Below are 15,124 nucleotides of genomic sequence, written 5' to 3' on the forward strand. Positions count from 1 at the left end.
GGTCGGGGCGATGTGGAGCGACAGCGAAGTATCCGCTACAGAGGCGAGGTCCGGAAGTCGCTTCCGAGTCCCGCGACCGGCCCGCTGATGATAGCCCACTCGGGCGGCGCGAGGAGCCTAAAATATGAGGGTTTGCTCGCTCAGAACGACGCACGAGTCCAGCGCCCGCGCGTGGACTTGAACACCCGCGTGGGCATGTCCGCGTCTTTCTCGAGGTCTGGCGCATCATGCAAATGATAGCTAGCGATCGGGTCGAGCTGCGAGACGCACATTCGCAGCAGCAGATCACCCTGCTTGCTCAGATCTTGCTTGCCATTCTCCCAGCGCGAGACCGTGGACGGGGAGACCTTGAAGTACTTGGCAAAGTCTTCGCCCGACCAGCCAAGGTGCTTGCGCAAGAACCGGATCTCCGGCCCGCGAAGCCGCGAGGGATTGTCCATGATCGCCGCAGCGATGACGTCGTGAAGCCCCTCGATGTTGGTGACACCGAGGTGCTCGGCGCCACAATTGGCGCACGTGAATACGGTTTGCTCGACCTCGAGGCGAAGCCCCGAGTTCTCCAGATACGGCCGAGTTTGTATGGTCTTCTCAAGTGAGCCCTGCGCGCCGCAGTCGTAGCACATTTTCATGATTGAACTCCCTAACTCCTGCGCCAAGCGGTGACGACGATTGTCTCTGTCTTCGAGTCGAACGCGACGACGACACAAAAGCGCGACGTGTTGACCTGATAGCGATGACTGCTGCCCTGGTATCCGTCGTGGGTGACGATCCCGCCGCGGAGGACATTGAGGGCGTCCTGTTCCGTCATTTGATCGTTCGCTAGTTCGACGCGAGCGTGCTTTGTGAAGATGACCACGCCGCCCGCGCCGAGGCAGGTTCGGATGATTCTCTTGGCGTGGGCGGGGCTGAAGGGCTCGCCATCGAACACACTGGGAGGCTGACGCACGCTTGATAATTTGTCAAGGCGGAGAGAGCGCGCATGCGGCGGAGTCGGCGCATTGTTGCCGGTGGCATGTCAGGGGGGCCGGTGGCAGCCCCTTCTACGCCTACGGCACAGCCAGGCGGTCCAGCGGCGCTCGCCCGTGTGCGGCGCTCAGCTGCAGTAGCCGCCAGGCCGGCTCGCCGCCGATCCCATCCCAACCAAAGCGCCAAGTCCAGCACTCGGTCTGCCCCGGCACGTTCATGCGGTGCGACGCATCGAGCCCGAGCACGTCTTGGAATTGATAGATCGCCAATTTCGCCGGGGACGCCGACGCAGCGCGGATCATTGCCCAATGTAGATCATGCCCGCTGCATCCCAGGTATGCCCGCGCGAACGCCTGATCCCGAGCGGGCGCGTGTTCGTACCAACCGCGGACCGTGTCATTGTCGTGGGTCCCGGTATAGACCACGCAATTCTCGGGATAGTTGTGGGGCAAGAAGGGATGGGTGGCGTCACCGAAGAACGCGAATTGCAGCACCTTCATGCCCGGCAGCCCCAGCTGGTCGCGCAGGGCCTCGACGTCCTCCGTGATGATGCCAAGGTCTTCGGCGATCACCGGGAGGTCGCCGAGCGTGGCTTGCAGAGCCTCGAACAGGGCGGCGCCCGGGCCCGGGACCCAGTGGCCGTCGGTCGCGAGCGGGCTGCTGGCGGGGATCTCCCAGTAGCTGGCGAACCCACGAAAGTGGTCAACCCGGATCAGATCCGCGAGCGCCAGCTGCCGCCGCGCGCGGGCGATCCACCAGGCAAAACCATCGCGGGCCATGGCCTCCCAGTCGTACAGCGGGTTGCCCCAGCGTTGCCCCGTCTTCGAGAAGAAGTCTGGCGGGACGCCGGCGACGACCGTGGGCTCGAGATCTTCGCCCAGCAAGTAGAGCTCGGGTCGGCTCCAACAATCGGCGCCGTGGGCCGCGACGAAGATCGGCAGGTCGCCGACGATCTGCACGTTGCGATCATTGGCGTATTGCTTGAGCTCGCGCCATTGCTGATCAAAACAAAATTGCACGAAGCACCAAAATTGCACTTCGTCGCTGTGTTGCTCGCGGATCGCCGCGAGCGCTGCCGCTTCGCGCCGGGCCAGCGCTGGGGGCCAGTCTGTCCAAGCGACGAAGTCACCGCCACGCCCCTCTTGTTGATGCAGCCCGTCCAGAGTCATGAACAGGGCGTAGTCGTCGAGCCAGCTGGCTTCGGCCTGGACATAGGCCGAAAACGCGGCGCGCTGCTCGGCCGTGGCGCCCGCAAAGAACCGGCCCGCAGCCTCACGCAGCTTGGCCATGCGCCACGGGATCACCCGGTCGAAGTCGACCCGATGTGGGTTGAATTGCGCGAGCTCGTCGGGCCTGGGCGGGGTCAGCCACCCGGCTGCAATCAGGGGTTCGAGCGCGACCAGCAGCGGGCTACCCGCGAACACCGAGACGCTGGCGTAGGGCGAGTTGCCGGCCCCGACCGGGTTGAGCGGCAGCACCTGCCACAGCCGCTGCCCGGCGCTGACCAGCCACTCGACGAAGTGCCGCGCAGAGGGGCCAAGATCGCCGATGCCGTGCGGCCCCGGCAGCGAGGTGGGGTGCAGCAAGACTCCAGAGGCGCGTGAATCGAAGGTGGTCATGGTTGGGTGTCGCGGTTGGGGTGGGTGAGCACGACGACGGACTGCGCCCCCACGCGCAGGGTGCCGGGCCGAGGATTGGCGCCTGGGCCAAGCGCGTCGCTGCAGAGCGCGACCAACCACGGGCCGGGTGGCAGCGAGAACGGCACGAGCTCGAGCGAGGGATTGAACAGCAGCAGCAGCTCGTCGCTGGCCTGGCCAAGCCGCACCGCCAGCGCTTGGTGAGACGTCGTGTCCCAGTCGGCGACCTGCATGATCGCGCCGTCGGGGCGCCGCCACTCGACGGGCGGCCCGCTTGGCTCTGGGATGCGCGTGGCATGACTCATGCGATCGCTGAGCCAGCGGTCGCGTCGCAGCGTGGGGTGCTCGCGGCGAAGCGTGATCAGCTCACGGACGAACGCGAGCAGCTCGTGGTCGGCCGCGGCCCAGTCGATCCATGTGGTCGGACCATCTTGGCAGTAGGCGTTGTTGTTGCCGCGCTGGCTGCGACCTAGCTCGTCGCCCGCGAGCAGCATCGGGGTGCCCTGCGACACGAACAAGCTGGTGAGCAGCGCCCGGACCAGGCGGCGGCGCTGGGCTTGGATCTCGGGATCCTCGGTCGGCCCTTCAACGCCGCAATTGTCGCTGAGGTTGTGGTCGTGGCCGTCGCGGTTGTCCTCGCCATTGGCAAGGTTGTGCTTGCGCGCGTAGCTGACCAGATCCGCGAGGGTGAAGCCGTCGTGGGCGGTGATGAAGTTGACCGAGGCGCTGGGCTTGCGCAGGTGATGAACGCCGGGCCCAAACCGATCGCTCGAGCCCGCCAGCCGCCGGGCAAGCTCGCCGCGGCTCACGTCACGACCCAGCCACGCCCGGCGCATGCCGTCGCGGTAGCGGTCGTTCCACTCGAGAAAGCGGCCCGGGAACCGGCCGAGCTGGTACCCATCGGGGCCTAGATCCCAGGGCTCGGCGATGAGCTTGACCCGGGCCAACACGGGATCTTGTTCCAGCGCGACGAGCAAGGGCGCGCGCGGATCGAATGCCGTGCGCGCCCGCCCGAGCGCAGTCGCGAGATCGAAGCGAAACCCGTCGACGCCCATGTGCTCGACCCAATAGCGCAGCGAGTCCAGGACCAGCTGGATCACGCGAGGCTGGCCGAGGTCCAAGCTGTTGCCGCAGCCGCTGAAGTCTTGGCTGCGGCTGGGATCCTCGGGCAGCGAGCGGTAGTACAGCGCGTTGTCGAGCCCGCGCAGGCTCAGGGTCGGGCCGCGCTCGTCGGCTTCGGCGCTGTGGTTGTAGACGACATCGAGCACGACCTCGAGGCCCGCGCGATGCAGGGCCTGCACCATCGCGCGAAACTCCGCTCGGGTCGCGGTGGGATCGTCTGGCGTGCTCGACCACCGCGGATCGGGGCAGAACCACCCGAGCGTGTTGTAGCCCCAATAGTTGGTCAGCCCGAGCGGGGTCAGGTGTCGCTCGGACAAGCAGTAGTGAACCGGCAACAGCGAGAGCGTGGTGACCCCGAGCGCGCGCAGGTACGCGACGCTGGCCGGGTGCGCGAGCCCAGCGTAGGTGCCCCGCAGCGGCTCGGGGGTCGCCGGGTTCAGCTTGGAGAAGCCCTTGACGTGGAGCTCGTAGAGGATCGTGTTGGCGGCGGGGACCCGCGGTGGCTCGTGCTCGAGCGGCGGCAGCGGTGCCGCGACGCGGGCGGTGAGCGTGTGCCCGGCGTTGTCTTGGGGGTTCAGCGCGCCGCTGCCTGCAGCGTGGCCAAACTGGTAGCCAAACTGCAGCTCGGACCACTCGAAGCGACCGACGATCTCGCGCGCGTAGGGATCGAGCAGCAGCTTGTTGGGGTTGAAGCGGTGACCCTGGGCGGGGGCGTAGGGGCCGTGGGCGCGCAGACCGTAGTCCAAGCCCGGACCCGCGCCGGGCAAGAACCCAAACCGCACGTCGTGCGCGCGTCCGGGCAGCGCGAGCCGACGTTCATCGCCGCTGGCGTTGAAGCTGCACAGCTCGATCTTCGTGGCGTGCTCGGACACGACCGCAAAATTGACACCGCCGTCGCGGACCGTCGCGCCGAGCGGATAGGGCAGACCCCGCGCTTCGTCAAAGCTGGCCCTCATGTGTTGGGCTCGAGGATCACCGTGGCCAGCGGCGGTAAATTGAGCGTGATCGATTGCTCGTGCCCGTGGGCGGCGATCGGCTTGGCGGTGATCGGTCGGGGCTTGGCGCCGGGCTTGTTCCCGGTGCAGGGGTAGTCGCTGCCGGCGTAGCGGAGCGCATCGGTGCTGAGCGAGACCCGCCAGTTGCCAGGCATGGCCACGCCGATCCGGTAGCCCGGTCGCGGCACCGGGGTGAAGTTGCAGGCCACCATCACGCACCCGCCCGCGCTGTCCTTGCGCACGAACACCAGGACCGAGCGCGCCTGGTCGTCGACGATCACCCACTCGAAGCCCTCGGGCGCGCAGTCGAGCTCGTGCAGGGCCGGCCGGGCCCGGTACAGCCGGTTGAGATCGGTGATCAGCGCCTGCACGCCGCGGTGCTCGGCGCTGCCCTGTGTGCTTGGATCGAGCAGCTCCCAGTCGAGCGCGCGATCGTGGTTCCACTCGCGCTGCTGGGCAAACTCGCCGCCCATGAACAGCAGCTTCTTGCCGGGGTGGGTCCACATGTACGCGAACAAGGCCCGGAGGTTGGCGAACATCTGCCAGCGATCCCCGGGCATCTTGTTGATCAGCGAGCGCTTGCCGTGCACGACCTCGTCGTGGGACAGCGGCAGCACGAAGCGCTCGTCAAACGCGTACATGATGCTGAAGGTCAGCTTGTCGTGGTGGTGCTTGCGATACAGCGGATCGTTGGCGAAGTAGCCAAGCGTGTCGTGCATCCAGCCCAGGTTCCACTTGTAGTCGAAGCCCAGCCCGCCGGTCTCGGTCGGCCGCGAGACCCCGGGCCACGAGGTTGACTCTTCGGCCACGGTCACGCAGCCGGGCGCCTCGGCGCGGACGACCTCGTTGACGCGGCGGACCAGCGAGATGGCTTCTAGGTTCTCGCGCCCGCCGTGCACGTTGGGCACCCACTCGCCGGGCTCGCGCGAGTAGTCGCGGTACAGCATCGAGGCGACCGCGTCGACGCGCAGGCCGTCGATACCCCAGCACTCGAGCCAGTACAGCGCGCTGCCGACCAAGAAGTTGCGGACCTCGGTGCGGCCAAAATTGTAGATCAGCGTGTCCCAGTCTTTGTGGACGCCCTCGCGCGGATCGGCATATTCGTAGAGCGCCGTGCCGTCGAAGTGGACGAGCGAGTAGGCGTCGTTGGGAAAATGGGCGGGAACCCAATCGAGGATCACGCCGAGTCCGTGCGCGTGGCAGGCTTCGATCAGGGTCGCGAGGCCAGCGGGATCGCCAAACCGGCTGGTCGGCGCGAACATGCCGGTGACCTGGTAGCCCCACGAGCCGTCGAAGGGGTGCTCGGCGATCGGCAGCAGCTCGATGTGGGTGAAGCCGAGCTTGGCGACGTACGCGGGCAGCTGCTCGGCGAGGGTGTCCCAGGTCGGGAAGCTGTTGTCGGCGCCGCGCCGCCACGAGCCGAGGTGGACCTCGTAGATCGAGACGGGCGCGGTCGGGGTGTTGGCGAGTCGCCGCGGCTCCGACAGCGGCTTGGCGCGGGGAAACGGCGCGACCACGCTGGCGCTGGCCGGGCGCAGCTCAGATGCGAACGCGTAAGGATCTGCCTTGCCCGGGAGCACCCGGCCGTCGCGGGTGCGCAGCTCGTACTTGTACTTGGCGCCCACGCCCACGCCCGGGATGAACAGCTCCCACACGCCGTTGCTGGGGTGCAGGCGCATCGGGTGGCGGCGGGGCTCCCATTGGTTGAAGTCACCGATCACCGCGACACGGGCGGCGTTGGGCGCCCACACGACGAAGCGGACCCCGGCCACACCTTGCTGCTCGCGGGCGTGGGCGCCCAACACCTGCCACGGGCGCAGGTGCGAGCCCTCGCCGAGCAAGTGACGATCCAGCTCGCCCAGCGTCGAGCCGAACCGGTAGGGATCGTCGATCCGCTCGGTGTGCCCGTGGGGGTAGTGAACCTGCAGCTGGTAGGCCCAGCCCAGCGCGGGCGGGTTCGTGTCGAGCAGCAGCTCGAACAGGCCGTCCGGGTGGATCGAGGCGAGCGGGGCGACGACGCTGCCATCCGTGTCGAGCAGCTCGATGGACGTGGCGCCCGGCAGCAGGGCGCGGACCCACAGGCCGGCGTCCGACAGGTGCGGGCCAAGCACGGCGAAGGGGTCGTCGTGCTCGGCGCGAACGAGCGCGGTGATCTCGGCTTGCGTGAGCATGCGAGGGGCCGCGTCAGCCTATCGAACTTCACGGCGGCGTACAGCCGTGGTGCTGGCGATCACCGCGGTGGCGGCAACGAATAGGTGACGGTCGCGTGAGCGTAGAGCAGCTCCGGGTCGGCCCCGTGCAGTCCCACCTGCGCGACCGCGATGCGCTTGCCGAGCTTGAGCAAGGTCGCGCTCGCCCGCAGCATCCCCGGCTGCGGCTTGCGCATGAAGTGGATGTTCAGGTTGGTGGTGACCGCGAGCGCGACCGGGCCGAGGTGGGCGAGCACCAACAGGTAGGTCGCCGTGTCGGCCAGGGTCATCATCGTTGGCCCCGAGACCGTGCCGCCGGGTCGCAGGTGGGCGTCATCGGTCGAGAGCTGCAGGGTCAAGCGACCCTCGTCGAGCGCGGTGATCGTGAACCCGGCCGTGGCGGCCTGGGGAAACGACGCCGCGAGGAAGCGCGCGAGCGCCTCGGTGTCCATGCGTAGCATTGGCGCTGCGATCGACCGGGTCTAGAATCCGACTTTGAGCGCTTCGGAGCAAGCCGAGGCCTTGATCAGCGCCCCGCTCTGCTTGTCCCACTCGGCCTTGCTGGCCTCGATCAGCTTCTTCGTCGCGCCGTCCGCGCGGCGAGCAAGGCGCCCGAGGTCACGCAGCTCGGAAGGAATTAGCCGGGGACCGGCATGTCCCAGATGGTCCGGGCATACTCGCGAATCGTACGATCCGAAGAGAACCCGCCCATGCCGGCAATGTTGAGGATCGCGTGGCGGGCCCACTCGTCGGGCTGTTGGTACAGCGCGTCAACCCGCTCTTGCGCGGCCAGGTAGTCCGCGAAGTCGGCCAGCAACATGTACGCGTCCCGGTTGAGCAATGTGTTGACCAACCCACGGTAGCGATCGGTCTCGTTGGGCGAGAAGGCGCCCTCGGTGATCGCGTCGAGCACCGCCTTGAGCTTGGGCTCGGTCTCGTAGTGGGTGCGCGGCTCGTAGCCCTGGGTCCGCAGCGCGCTGACTTGCTCGGCGTCGAGCCCAAAGATGAAGAAGTGCTCGCGGCCAACCGCCTGGGCCATCTCGATCGTGGCGCCGTCCCAGGTCCCGATCGTCAGCGCGCCGTTGAGCGCGAACTTCATGTTGCCCGTGCCCGACGCCTCGGTCCCGGCGGTCGAGATCTGCTGCGAGAGATCGGCGGCCGGGAACAGCACCTCGCCAAGCGACACGCCATAGTTGGGCAAGAACACCACGCGCAGGCGGCCGTCGACCCGTGGATCGCTGTTGACGACCCGCGCGACGTCGTGGATCAGACGAATGATGGTCTTGGCGATCGCGTAGGCCGACGCGGCCTTGCCCGCGAACACGACCGTGCGGGGGACCCAGTCGGCCTCGGGCGCGGCACAGATCGCCTGAAACCGGGCGATCACGTGGAGCACGTTGAGCAGCTGCCGCTTGTACTCGTGGATCCGCTTGATGTGGACGTCGAACAAGCTGTTGGGGTCGATCGGCAGGCCCAGCTCGCGGCGGACCAGCTCGGCCAGGCGCTTCTTGTTGTGGAGCTTGGCGTCGAGCACCTCGGCCCGCATGCGTTCGTCGTCGGCGAGCGGGGCCAGCTCGGACAGGCGCTCGAGGTGCGTGCGCCAGTCGGGGGTGGTGCCCAAGCGTTGATCCAGCAGCCCGGCCAGCGAAGGGTTGGCCTGGGCCAGCCAGCGGCGCGGGGTGACGCCATTGGTGACGTTGCAGAACCGCCGGGGGAGGATCGTCGCGAAGTCGGCGAAGATCGTCTCGACCATGAGCTCCGAGTGCAGCTGCGAGACCCCGTTGACCCGGTGCGAGGCGATGATCGACAGCGGCGCCATGCGGACCCGACGCTCGCCGCGTTCGTCGATCACCGAGACCCGAGCGACGAACGCGTCGTCCTTGGGGTGGCTGCGGCGCACGGTGTTCAAGAACCACGCGTTGAGCTGAAAGATGAGCTCGAGGTGACGCGGCAGCAGCTCTTCGAGCATGCTCAGCGGCCAGGTCTCGAGCGCCTCGGGCATCAGCGTGTGGTTGGTGTAGCTGAGCGCCTGCCGGCACTGGGCGAGGGCCGCGTCCCAGCTCATGCCGTGCTCGTCGATCAGCAGGCGCAGCAGCTCGGGCACGGCCAGCGCGGGGTGGGTGTCGTTGAGGTGGATCGCTGCTTTGTCACCGAGCGAAGTGAGCCGGCCGTGATCGGCGAGGTGCCGGGCGATCAGATCCTGCAGCGACGCGCTGACCAATACGTACTCCTGCCGCAGTCGCAGCTGGCGACCGGCGGTCGTGGAGTCGTCGGGGTACAGCACCCAATTGATGCGCTCGGCCGCCTGCTTGGCGGCACCCGCTGCGGCATGGTCCCCACGCGAGAACGCGGCGTAGTCAATCGGCTCGCTCGGCGCCGCCTGCCACTGCCGCAACACCGCGACGCGGCGGGTTCCGTGGCCCGGCACGATGAAGTCGTAGGCGGTCGCGTGCAGCTGCTCGCTTGGCACCCACCGCCGGCCGGGGCCATCGCTGACCACCCGCCCACCAAACCCAACGCGATAGCGCAGCTCGGGCCGGTGCAGCTCCCAGGGGTTGCCGTCGCGCAGCCAGTCGTCGGGCTCTTCGGTCTGGCACCCATCGTGGATGCGCTGGGCGAACATCCCGTATTCGTAGCGCAGGCCGTAGCCAAACGCGGGCAGGCCCAGGGTCGCCATCGAGTCGAGGAAACAGGCAGCGAGCCGGCCGAGGCCACCGTTGCCGAGCGCCGCGTCGGGCTCGCGCTCGAGCACCGCGCCGGGATCTCGGCCAGCGGCACAGGCCGCCTCGCTAAACGCCGTCTCGAGTCCAAGGGCCGCGAGCGCGTTGCTCAGCGCGCGACCCATCAAGAACTCCATCGAGAGGTAGTGCACGCGCTTGGCCTTGGCCTGGCGATCCGAGCGCAGGCACTGGTTCATGCGCTCGGCGAGCTCGGCCCGACACGCGTGGGCTGCCGTTCGCATCCACGTATCGAGCGAGCTGAGATTGGGCGTGCGTCCACTCTCGCGCTCGATTCGAGCGAGCAGGGCGGCGCTGGCAGCACGCTTGTCCGCTTCGGTGAGCCCCAGAATGCCTGGGTCGGTCAGTGATTCGTTCAACGCGGCGTCCCCTTCATCGGGGCGAAGCTACACGAAACTTGGCAGGCGCGGAGTGACAGGGGTCGTTGGGAAACGACAGTGGGCGCAATTGCCACGAGGTCACAATGTGCATTCGCGTGTTTGACGCGATTCGCTGTGCGCAGCGAGCGACGCCACCCGAGGATCGCCCAGCAATTCGTACTAGTCCGTGGTTCTGGTCTAGATCGGGTGACCCATGTACAGTGCCCGCTTGACTAGATCACATGCGACGCAACCAACTACATTTTCTCACTGGCCTTCTTTGCTTGCCCCTCGTCGTCTCGACTGGGTGCCCCTCTGACGACGTGACCGACGTGGGTGTCGAGGGCGACACCTCGACCGGCGACGGCGATGGTGATCCGAGCGGCGATGGCGACGGCGATCCAACCGGCGACGGCGACGGTGATCCTGGCGACGGTGACGGTGACGGTGACGGCGATGGCGACGGCGACGGCGACGGCGACGGCGACGGCGACGGCGACGGCGACGGCGACGGCGATGTCTGCGGCGACGCGATCATCGGCGCGAGCGAAGACTGCGAAGGCGACGATCTCAACGGGACGACCTGCGTCGACCTTGGCTACGTTGGCGGCGAGTTGGTCTGCGGCGGCGACTGCAGCTTCGACGAGAGCGGCTGCTACGACGCGGTCTGCGGCGACGGCATGAAGGCCGGCGGCGAAGCTTGCGACATGGCCGACTTTGGCGACGACACCTGCGCGTCGCTTGGCTACGACGGCGGCGAGCTCGCTTGTGGCGACGACTGCGTCACCGACGAGAGCGGCTGCTACTACGCCGAGTGCGGCAACGACATGGTCGAGGGCCCGGAACAGTGCGACGGCGCGGACCTTGGCGGGCTGACCTGTGCCGACGTTGGCTTCGCCGGCGGCGAGCTTGGCTGCGACGTCGACGCTTGCACGTTCAACGTCGACAGCTGCACCAGCTGCGGCAACGACATGATCGACGATCCCGAGGTCTGCGACGGCGCGGATCTTGGCGGCGAGACCTGCGAGACCCAAGGCTTCGATGGCGGCGAGCTTGGCTGCGCCGACGGCTGTGGGGAGTACGACACCTCGAACTGCCAGATGGATCAAGACGCTTGGGGCGACGACTTCGAGGGTGGCGGGCAGATGAAGCCCGAGTGGGTCCTGACTGGCAACGTGAACTGGTTCGCGAGCATGACGATGCCGCACGCTGGGGCCTACACCGGCGAGAACGGCGACATCGGCAACAGCCAGCAGTCGCACATGGCGGTCACGCTGAACTTCCAAAACGCCGGCAGCGTGACCTTCTGGCGCCGCGTGAGCACCGAGACCAACTGGGACTACTTGCGCTTCTTCATCGACGATGTGGAGCAAGGTGAGTGGTCGGGCGTGATCCCTTGGACCGAGCAGACCTACCCGGTCGCGGCCGGTCAGCACACGCTGCGCTGGAGCTACATCAAGGATGGCAGCGTGAGCTCGAACGACGACACCGTGTGGATTGACGACATCACCACCGTCGGTGGCGTGCTCCCGTAGCCCGCAGCTGAGCCCCGGTTTCACACTGGTGGCATTTGGCTCGGCCCCGCCTCACGAAGGTCGTGACGCGGGGCCGAGCTGTTTTCAGCTCGGGCCTGCGTAGACTCATTGGCTTTGGATCGCGGACAGCAGGGCGCGCGCGCGGGTCTCGACGCTGGCCGGGGGGACCCGGATCACGTCATAGCCAGCGCTGCGATACAGACGCTCGAGCCGGTGGTTGATCGCAATGGCTTCGGTGGTTCGCTGCGCAGCGCTCTTGGCCCAGCGTGGCCGCTGCAGCTGCGGCATGACCTCGAACAGAAACACCGCGGCGTAGCGGGTGATCGGCGTCCACGCGGGGCGGGGCGCGTCGTCGGCCGCGTGGGTGGTTCGCAGCAGCATCTCGATCGGATCGAGGTAGCCCCGCTCGAGCAGGTGGCCCGGCCCGGCGGCGCGCTCGATGTCTCGCTGGTGGTCGAGGACCCGCTCGGCAAACTGCCACGGGCGGCACATGGGACACAGGTGGGCGGGATCCTCGATCGCCGTGAAGCCTGCGTTGGGTGGGTGCCCGGCCGTGCGCGACCCCAGCGAAGCGAGCGCGCGCAGGTGGGCCTCGGCGTGAATACTGATTCGATGGTTCGTGCGCAGCCACTCGAGGGTCGTCGTCTTGCCGCAATCGTACGCGCCGGTCGCAATGTAGACCGCGGGGAGCTCGGCCTCACTCATGGCTGCATCCACCACAGGCTCCCGGGGCCGCGTTGAATCGGGCGGTCGAGCGTCGCGGCCGCGTGCTCGACGGCCGCGACCACGCCCGGGTGATCGTCGCTGAAGTCGTGGCCCGCCAGGATCCCGCCGCTGCGGATCCGCGGCAGCCAAGCTGTGATGTCGGCGGCGACGGCCGGCTGATCGTGGGAGCCGTCGAGGAACACGAGATCGACCGACTCACGCGCAAACGTGTTCGCGGCCGCGACCGAGGGCAGTCGCAGGCACGTGGCGTCCAGCCCGAGCGCAGCGAGGTGGCTGCGGAACTCGGCCTCGATGTCGCGCGCGGCGAGCCGCTCGCGGTAGGCGAGATCAAAGCGGTCGCTGGACCCCGCCCAGGTGTCGACGCAGGTCAGGGTTGGGCGGGCTCCGGGCTGTGGGTCTGAGCCGTCGCGGAGCTCGGCCCCGCGCGCCCGGCAGGCCCCCGCGATGTACGAGGTGCTGCGGCCCAGCCAGCAGCCGACCTCTACGATCTGCCCCCGGCTCGGAGCCATCAACGCGCGCTCGACCAACCCGCGATAGGCGATGCCCTCGTCCGGCCGAAACCACCCGTCGGGCAGCGCGAGCTTGGTGATTGGGATCACCGCGAGCAGGGCCGCGAGCTTGGCGTCTGACTGGCGAAACCGAAACTCCGTGGGTCGCAGCTGCTCGAACGCGTGGGCGGCGTAGATCAGCAGCAGCGGCTCATCGATGATCGTGAACTTCTTCAGCGAGCTCGAGCGGCCAGGGTCCGCCTCCGCGGCTTCGTTCTGCGCTGGGGTCGTTGCGAGGATCACGTCCACATGGGCGAGGCGAGGGTCGTGACGCCAGCGGCGATCCCCCGGGTACCCGCCGCGATCGGTCCCATGCGCCAGGATCCGCGCGAGCTTGTTCGCTTCGCTGGCCCGCAGCAGCAGCGGACCGGTGAAGCCCAAGCTGTGGCGGCCAAGCTCGCTGCGCAGATCCGCGAGCATCAGCAGGTTGTCACCAAGATAGGGCAGGGGCGGCCTGACCACGCTGACCAGGCTCACGCGGGTACCCGCGCCGGGGGCCCGAGCACGCCATCCCAGGGCTGCCAGGTCGAGGCGAGCTTGGCGTTGGGATGAAAGATCAGCTCGTGGATCACCCCTGGCATGGTCTGCTTGGTGCGCTCGAGCTGGGCCAGATCCGCCTCTTCAAACACCACGTCGACGCCCCGATACCGCCAGACCTCCACGTAATAGTAGTAGCCCACGATCTGCCGGCGAAACTCGAACTCGGGGTCCTCGCTGATCTGATCGAGCAGCGGCTCGAGCTGGGTGCGCATGCGATCGCTGAACGCGACCACGAAGTTCTGCGCGACCGACTCGCGGTCGACATGCATGAGCTGGCGAAAGATCACGTTGTCGACCCCAAGCGCGGCCGCGAAGTCCAGGTAGTCGCGGATCCCCGCGAGCGAGTCGATCGCCCGCTCGACCAACACACACGACAGCCGCGTGCGGCACCCACCGGCGCTGGCGATGGCCACGACCTCGCGCAGCTGCGCGAGCTGCAAGCCCTCGCGGAACACCATGAGCCGGGCGTTGTGGTCGTGATCGGGGTGCGCGCGGCTGATGTTGAGGTGTTCGACGCCCGCGTTGACGATGTGCTGGATCAGCGGCGCGCCGTCGTGGGGATCGAGCAGGCCCGAGCCGTTGGTTGTCAGCGAGCGCCGCTTGGACGGGTAGCGGCTGCACAGCGCCAGGATCTTGGGCAGGCGGGGATCCTTGCTGGGCTCGCCACCGGTGATCGAGATCGTGGGCGCGAGCGGACGCAGGGCCTTTAGCGTGGCCTCGAGCGCGGCGAAGTAGGCTGCGTCGTCGGCCTCGACCGTGCGCTGCAACGCGAGCTCCCGCCCGCGCGAGGCCGGCCGCAGCTCCTCTACGCAGAACCGACAGCGAGCGTTGCAGACCTGCGCGCTGTAGACCGAAAAATTGGCGTTGGCGTAGACCGACAACGGCTGGCCCCACAGCTCGAGCGGGATCGCAGCGCCCGCGCTGCTGTTGGCGTGCAGATCAAACGCGGCGCTCTTGCGCCGCCGCCACTGCGAGACGAAGGGTCGCGGCGCTCGCTCGTTCATGGCAGCACCCGCATGGCTTCGGACCTACCGACGAGGTCGGGCCCATGGGTGCGGCCGTCGGGGTTGACCAGGGTGAAGTTGGTCCCGACCACGAACGGCGTGTCCCAGCCTGCTCGCTCGCTGGCGAAGCCATAGGCCTGCAGGTGAAACACGTTGGCGAGCTCGAGCAGGCCCGCCTTGGCCACGGCCTCGCGGACCCACGCGTCTTGGCCGGGGGCGTCGGGGCGCAGGCGGACGTTGAGGACCAGCTCGCGGTCGCGGCCAAGCGCGGCGAGCTCGTCGCGCAGCAGGGCCGCGAGCGCGAGCAGGCCGGGATCCTGGGCGAGCAGGTGGTGGTTGATCGAGAGCTTGATCGTTAGCGGCGCGCCAAGCTCGAGCAACCACGCGCGCAGAGTTTTCGGCTCGCGCGGCAGCACCACGCCGTTGGTGACGAGCACCAACCGCACGCAGCGGGGGTGGGTCTGCGCGAGCCGGACCAGCTCGGGAAACTGGGGGTGGATCGTTGGCTCTCCGCCCTCGAGCTGGACCTCGAACGGGCCCTGGGCAGGAAAGCTGGCGGCGTAGTCCTGGGTCGAGAGCCAGGTCTGGCCGCGGGGCGACGAGCAGGTGCTGCACCACGGACACGCGCGGTTGCAGTGGTTGGTGGTCGCAACGTAGAGCCGGTGCGGTCGCGCTGTCGTGGGCCGATCGCGTGGCAGCGCGCCCGTCAGCGTTAGATTTTGTGACCGCAGATCAATCATGCCCACGAAGATCCTAAGGTGACTC

General features: G+C 68.0%; 12 protein-coding genes. 1 reads left to right on the top strand and 11 read right to left on the bottom strand.

The window, feature by feature from the left end:
* Positions 1-140 precede the first annotated feature (140 nt).
* From DB30_RS05510 to DB30_RS05540, 7 genes are all read right to left on the bottom strand, one after another.
* On the bottom strand, positions 141-629 hold the full coding sequence (locus DB30_RS05510) for a type II TA system antitoxin MqsA family protein (RefSeq protein ID WP_146658099.1): 489 nt from the start codon (positions 627-629) through the stop codon (positions 141-143).
* Positions 630-640: 11 nt separating this feature from the next.
* Complete coding sequence (locus DB30_RS05515; RefSeq protein ID WP_146658100.1) at positions 641-946, bottom strand: DUF4258 domain-containing protein; 306 nt, start codon at positions 944-946, stop codon at positions 641-643.
* Positions 947-1,046: 100 nt separating this feature from the next.
* On the bottom strand, positions 1,047-2,585 hold the full coding sequence (gene malQ / locus DB30_RS05520; protein WP_052546918.1) for a 4-alpha-glucanotransferase: 1,539 nt from the start codon (positions 2,583-2,585) through the stop codon (positions 1,047-1,049).
* Positions 2,582-4,681: a glycogen debranching protein GlgX gene (gene glgX, locus DB30_RS05525; RefSeq protein WP_052546919.1), complete on the bottom strand. Its 2,100-nt coding sequence runs from the start codon at positions 4,679-4,681 to the stop codon at positions 2,582-2,584. Before glgX ends, malQ begins: the two co-directional genes overlap by 4 nt.
* Positions 4,678-6,891 (bottom strand): 1,4-alpha-glucan branching protein GlgB, encoded by a 2,214-nt coding sequence (glgB, locus tag DB30_RS05530; protein WP_052546920.1) that lies wholly within the window; start codon positions 6,889-6,891, stop codon positions 4,678-4,680. Before glgB ends, glgX begins: the two co-directional genes overlap by 4 nt.
* 59 nt (positions 6,892-6,950) lie before the next feature.
* Positions 6,951-7,361: a PaaI family thioesterase gene (locus DB30_RS05535; protein WP_240480171.1), complete on the bottom strand. Its 411-nt coding sequence runs from the start codon at positions 7,359-7,361 to the stop codon at positions 6,951-6,953.
* A 185-nt stretch (positions 7,362-7,546) separates the two neighbouring features.
* Positions 7,547-10,006, bottom strand: coding sequence for a glycogen/starch/alpha-glucan phosphorylase (locus DB30_RS05540; RefSeq protein ID WP_240480172.1), 2,460 nt, complete (start codon positions 10,004-10,006; stop codon positions 7,547-7,549).
* 323 nt (positions 10,007-10,329) lie between these two features.
* On the opposite strand from DB30_RS05540, the gene DB30_RS41230 reads away from it, so the two are divergent.
* On the top strand, positions 10,330-11,541 hold the full coding sequence (locus DB30_RS41230) for a hypothetical protein (RefSeq protein ID WP_052546922.1): 1,212 nt from the start codon (positions 10,330-10,332) through the stop codon (positions 11,539-11,541).
* A 105-nt stretch (positions 11,542-11,646) separates the two neighbouring features.
* Here the strand turns inward: DB30_RS41230 and DB30_RS05550 are convergent, their stop codons facing one another.
* The 4 genes from DB30_RS05550 to DB30_RS05565 are packed head-to-tail and all read right to left on the bottom strand — an operon-like array spanning position 11,647 to position 15,099.
* Positions 11,647-12,246 carry an ATP/GTP-binding protein gene (locus DB30_RS05550; protein ID WP_052546923.1) on the bottom strand — a complete coding sequence of 200 codons (600 nt, stop codon included), beginning with the start codon at positions 12,244-12,246 and terminating at the stop codon, positions 11,647-11,649.
* Positions 12,243-13,277, bottom strand: coding sequence for a class I SAM-dependent methyltransferase (locus DB30_RS05555; RefSeq protein WP_146658101.1), 1,035 nt, complete (start codon positions 13,275-13,277; stop codon positions 12,243-12,245). The genes DB30_RS05550 and DB30_RS05555 overlap by 4 nt, the downstream gene beginning before the upstream one ends.
* A gap of 11 nt (positions 13,278-13,288) precedes the next feature.
* The gene (locus DB30_RS05560; protein WP_240480173.1) at positions 13,289-14,359 is read right to left on the bottom strand and encodes a radical SAM protein; all 1,071 of its coding nucleotides are present in this window, start codon (positions 14,357-14,359) and stop codon (positions 13,289-13,291) included.
* Positions 14,356-15,099, bottom strand: a complete 744-nt coding sequence (locus DB30_RS05565) for a radical SAM protein (RefSeq protein WP_052546925.1) — start codon at positions 15,097-15,099, stop codon at positions 14,356-14,358. The genes DB30_RS05560 and DB30_RS05565 overlap by 4 nt, the downstream gene beginning before the upstream one ends.
* Positions 15,100-15,124: the final 25 nt, after the last annotated feature.

It is taken from the genome of Enhygromyxa salina, from assembly GCF_000737335.2.
Lineage (GTDB): Bacteria > Myxococcota_A > Polyangia > Nannocystales > Nannocystaceae > Plesiocystis > Plesiocystis salina_C.